This is a genomic window from Caulobacter sp. P1_B12_2 (genome assembly GCF_056406675.1).
In genome coordinates, this window is record NZ_JBFTZS010000400.1 from 1 (window position 1) to 4363 (window position 4363).

Sequence of the window (4363 nt, forward strand, 5' to 3'; positions counted from 1 at the left end):
GCCTATGAGGGGCGTTCTGAACATGACAGAGGTGATTGCGAAGGCCGCCGACARCTCGGCTCGAAGCCTCGGCTGGCCGTGGTTCGACGCCACGARCCGCGACGATCGCCACACTTCGACTTCGGCGCCGCTGCTGTGCTGACGGAGCAATTCCCGCGAATGCGCATCGACGTCGCTTGTCGTCACGACCCCGACGTCCATGAACCGTGTCGCGCCATCCACGCCGAGCCCGACGAAGGCTTAGATTTCAGTCGCCTCCGCGGGAGAGTCTCGTGCCCTCATGCGACCAGCCATCCGTAGATCGCGACACGCTGACGCTCAGTCAGCGGCGCCGCGGACCGTCGCGCAGAGTTTCCAGCCATTCGGCAGCGACAGCTTCACTGTCAGCAAACCGACACGGGAACAGGCTAGGTCAACGATCGATGGTTCCGGGGCGACGGCGAACTTGAGACGACCTTTATGACTTGGCTTCGTGAGATCGACCAATGGTTCGCGGCGACCGTTCTGCCCCACGCCACGAATTATCGCGCCTATGCCCGCCGGTTGACCGGCGACGAAGCCGACGCCGAGGACCTGGTGCAGGAGGCCTACGCCAAAGTGTTGAGCCTGACGGATTGGCGCCGGCTGGAGGCGCCCGATCGGTTCGTGATGACCGTCATCCGCAATTTGGCCTTTGAACGCTTTCGCCGCGCCAAGGTGGTGGCCATCCGTCAGATCGGGGTTTTGGAGATGGACGCCCTGCCCGACCCGGCCCCGGACGCCTATGCGGTGACCAGCGCCCGCCAGGAGCTGGACCTGGTGCTTGCAGCGCTGGAACGCCTGCCGGTCCAATGCCGCAAAGTGCTGACCTTGCGAAAAATGCACGGCCTGTCGCCCGGACAGATAGCGGTTAGGTTGAACTTATCCGTCTCTACAGTGGAGAAACACCTGGCCAAGGGCCTCAAGCTCTTGACCAAGGCCCTGGCCACGGGCGATGGCCGCAGTATCGAGAAACGATCGAGTTCATGGCGCAACCGGGCGATCAAGACAGAGACGCGCTGATCGCCGAGGCTTCGCTATGGCTGGCGCGTCTCGACGCCGGTCGGGCTTCCGAACAGGACCTGGACGCCTGGCGCGAGGCCGATCCACGCCGCGCGGCGGCTTTCACCGAGGTGGCCAGCGCCTGGACCCGGCTGAACGCCCTACGCGACGCCGACGACCAGAGCTTGCCCAAACCCAGCCGCCGGACCTGGTTGGCCGGCGGCGGCGCGGCCCTGGCCGCCGGCCTGATCGGCGGGGCCTATCTGGGCCGCGACGTCCTGCTGCGCGACCGCGTGGTCACCGGGGTGGGCGAGCGCCGGACCCTGGCCCTGCCGGACGGCAGCTCGGTCGAGCTCAACACCGACACCGAGGTCTCCTGGCGGTTCGATCGCAAGCGCCGACGCCTGTGGCTGTCGCGCGGCGAGGCGGCGCTGATGATCGTCCACGACAATCTGCGGCCGTTCGAGCTGTTCACGGCCCAAGGCTTGGCGCGCCTGGCCGCTGGCCAATTCAACGCCCGTCTGCGGCCCGCCGGCCTGGACCTGATCGTGTTGGCCGGCCGAGCGGCGGTCGAGACCGCTTCGGGCGTGGCCCAGGCCCAGGTGACCGGTCCGGCCGACGCCCGCCAGGCGCTGGAGGTCACCGCTCACGGCGTCGAGGTCGTCGCGACGCCCGAGGCCGACGTCCAGGCCCTCCAAGCCTGGCGGCGCGGCGAGATCGTCTTCGAGGGTCAGGCCCTGTCCGCCGCCGTGGAGGAATATAACCGCTACCTGACCCGCAAGCTGGTGGTCGGCGACGAGCCGACCGGCCGCCTGCGCCTGGGCGGCCGCTTCCTGACCGGCGATCCCGACAGCTTCCTCGACGCCCTGCGCACGACCTTCGGTGTACGGATCGTCGAGGATGGGCCGTCGCGAATTCTTCTTAAATCTCGATAGGGGTTTTGCCCCGCTCCCCCGTCTTGCCGTTCGAGACGCCGATCACGGCGATCAACGACAGAGGGGGCTCTCCTATGATCAAGACCTTGGGTCTGCGCATCAGCGCGTGCGCTTTGCTGGCCACCACGGCCCTGGTTTCCATCGCTCCGGCCCAGGCGCTCGCCCAGGCCGCCGCACGCGTGACCTTCGACATCCCCGCCGGCGACACCGCCACCGCCCTGAACGCCTTCTCGCGCCAGGCCGGCGTGCAGCTGATGTTCCCCTTTGACGTCGCCGCCCGCCACCGCACGGCGGGACTGAAGGGCGCCTACGGCCGCGAGGAGGCCCTGCGCCGACTGATCGACGGTGGCGAGCTGGAGATCGCCTCGGCCAACTCCCAGGTCATCACCCTGCGTGAAAAGGGGGCTGCCCCTTTGGACGCCGGCTCGGCGGCCGCTGACACCGTCGCCGAGATCATCGTCACCTCGCGCGCCGGCTCGGACGCCCGGACGCGCCTGGAGACCAGCTACGCGGTCACCACCATGAGCGCCGAGTCTCTGCGCCTGCGCTCGCCCATGGGCGTGGCCGACGCGCTGAAGGCCGTGCCCGGCTTCTGGGTCGAGGCCTCGGGCGGCGAGGCCAGCGCCAACATCCGCGCGCGCGGCATTCCGCAGGAAGGCTATTCGGCCATCGCCCTGCAGGAAGACGGCGCGCCGATCCAGCACGACGGCGGCCTGGGCTATCTGAACGCCGACCAGTCATTCCGCCTGGACGAGACCATCGACCGCATCGAGGTGGTGCGCGGCGGCCCCTCGTCCATCTTCGCCTCCTACGCCCCCGGCGGCACGGTCAACTTCATCACCCGCAAGGGCGGCGACACGCCGGAGGGCCTGGCCAAGGTCCAGATCAGCGACTACGGCACCAAGCGCGTCGACCTGTTCTACGGCGGCCCGCTGGCGGCCGGCTGGCATGCCTCGATCGGCGGTTTCTGGCGCGAAGAAGACGGCATCCGCGACCCGGGCTTCACGGCCAACAAGGGCTATCAGTGGCGCGTCGAGGCCGGCCGCGAATTCGAGCGCGGCAGCATCGAATTCAACCTGAAACACCTGGACGACAACGTCATCCTGTTCGCGGGCGTGCCGCTCAAGTTCAACGCCGCCGGCGAGCCCAGCGCCGCCCCCGGCTTCGACCCGCTGACCGGCACCCTGGCCGGCCCGGAGACCGCCCACCTGACCCTGCGCGGCCCGACCGGTCCGTTCGACTGGGATCTGACGCGCGGCACCGAGGTCGAGCTGACCCAGGCCACGGCGGTGTTCAAGTACGAGCCGTTCGACGGCTGGCATTTCCAGGACACGCTGCGCTACCGCACCTCGGAGTCCAAGCGGATCGGCCTGTTCCCCAACACCCCTGTGCTGGGCAGCGCCCGCCTAGACCAGTACCGCGCCGCCCTCAAGGCCGCCACGCCGGGCGCCACTGACGTGCAACTGCGCTACACGACCAGCGGCGAGGTGTTCAACACCGCCGGCGCCGGCCAGAACGGCAACGGCCTGGTCCTCGACGGCTCGCTCCGCTACGTCTCGGTCCCGCTGGACGAGCTGATCAACGACGCCCGCTTCCTGCACAAGTTCCAGTTCGGCGAGCAGAGCCACGACGTGGCGTTCGGCGTCTACACCGCCCACGTGGAAGAGGCCTTCAACCGCTACTCGGCCAACGCCTTGCTGGACGTGCAGAGCAACGCCCGGCGCCTGGACCTGGTGGCCGTCAACGCCGCCGGCCAGGTGCTGTCCAGCCTGACGGAGAACGGCATCAGCCGTTACGGCGCCGAGTTCGCCAATGGCGACGGCAAGTCCAACACCGTGGCCCTCTACCTGACCGACGAGTGGAGCATCACCCCCAAGCTGCGCATCGACGCCGGCGTGCGCTGGGAGAAGATCGAGTTCGAAGGTCGCAGCGAGCGCAGCGCGACCAAGAACCTGGGTCAGTCGCCGACCCCGGCCGACGACACGGTGCTGTCCGGCACGGGCGTCTATGACCGCCTGGACCGCAAGTTCGACCACGCCGGCTGGACGATCGGCGTCGACTACAAGTTCACCGGCGAGATGGGCATGTTCGGCCGCTTCACCTCTGCCTTCCGCCTGCCGTCGCTGGGCGACTACATCACCAACGCCACCAACTCTACGGGCACCGTCCAGACCATGGATCTCTCGGAGCTGGGCTTCAAATGGGTGACCCCGAAGATCGAGCTCTACGCCACGGCCTTCCAGACCACCTATGACAACCTCGGCTTCGGCAGCCTGGTGTTCAATCCGACCACCGGCGCCTACGTCAACCAGACCAGCGTCACCGACACCAAGACCCTGGGCCTGGAGCTAGAAGGCRCGGTGCGTCCGGTCTCGTGGTTCGACCTGCGCTTCAACGCCACCCTGCAG

3 protein-coding genes are annotated in these 4363 nt (G+C 68.2%); all 3 read left to right on the forward strand.

Going from position 1 to position 4363, the window contains the following annotated elements; translation table 11 throughout:
- The first annotated feature begins 459 nt into the window (after positions 1–459).
- On the forward strand, positions 460–1041 hold the full coding sequence (locus AC1DZ6_RS20075; RefSeq protein ID WP_477098900.1) for an RNA polymerase sigma factor: 582 nt from the start codon (positions 460–462) through the stop codon (positions 1039–1041).
- Entirely contained in the window at positions 1005–1955 is a 951-nt protein-coding gene (locus tag AC1DZ6_RS20080; protein WP_477098901.1) for a FecR family protein, read from the forward strand. The genes AC1DZ6_RS20075 and AC1DZ6_RS20080 overlap by 37 nt, the downstream gene beginning before the upstream one ends.
- Positions 1956–2029: 74 nt before the next feature.
- The coding region (locus AC1DZ6_RS20085) for a TonB-dependent receptor (RefSeq protein ID WP_477098902.1) at positions 2030–4363 on the forward strand (2334 nt) is incomplete at its 3' end.

Bases quoted from the DNA above. Each gene is read 5' to 3' on its own strand.
- AC1DZ6_RS20075 (WP_477098900.1), top strand. From the start codon at position 460: ATGACTTGGCTTCGTGAGATCGACCAATGGTTCGCGGCGACCGTTCTG.
- AC1DZ6_RS20080 (WP_477098901.1), top strand. From the start codon at position 1,005: ATGGCGCAACCGGGCGATCAAGACAGAGACGCGCTGATCGCCGAGGCT.